Source organism: Myxacorys almedinensis A (genome assembly GCF_010091945.1).
Lineage (GTDB): Bacteria > Cyanobacteriota > Cyanobacteriia > Leptolyngbyales > Leptolyngbyaceae > Myxacorys > Myxacorys almedinensis.
This window is the reverse complement of record NZ_WVIE01000082.1, coordinates 1-516: the sequence shown is the minus strand read 5'-3', so window position 1 is coordinate 516 and position 516 is coordinate 1. Positions and strand designations below refer to the sequence as shown.

The following is a 516-nucleotide window of genomic DNA, read 5'->3' as shown; positions in this document are numbered from 1 at the left end:
AAACGTTGGGTGAGTTCTATACACGAACATTACAGATTATTGAGGGGCAGAAGATTGTCAATCAAGCTCCATACAACGTGATTCGCCATCCTGGATATCTTGGAACATTATTAATGGAGATCGGTGCGGGATTAGCCGTTACGAATTGGGTCGTATTGGTATTTGTTGTAGTTATCGGAATTACATCACGAGCTTATCGAATTGGTGTAGAAGAGCAAATGCTGGAATCAAGTTTTGGAGAGGAATACAAAATTTATTCAGACAATACCTGGAAGTTGGTTCCGTTTCTGTATTAAAGCTGTAGCCAGCGGTACAACAACGCTGTTGCAGCGGACTCGCAGGGTTGATTGGTGTGGAAACAAAGGTTATGGTAGCCGCTGAACAGCAACGTTGGGCTGCTTTATATCTTGGTAAGGGCGGTGCTCCAGTTTCACTGCTGGGGCAGCGAGGCTTTAAAATCAAGCAAGTATTTTATACGGTGTCCTTAGCTGAGAGGCGCAGTAGTGAGCCGAATTG

The 516-nt window shown here is 44.6% G+C and carries 1 protein-coding gene; it reads left to right on the top strand.

Annotation, left to right across the window (positions count from 1 at the left end; genetic code table 11):
* Nucleotides 1–296, top strand: a 296-nt coding sequence (locus GS601_RS22735) for a methyltransferase family protein (RefSeq protein WP_162425566.1), incomplete at its 5' end; no start/stop codon positions are given.
* Between the last annotated feature and the right edge of the window lie 220 nt (nucleotides 297–516).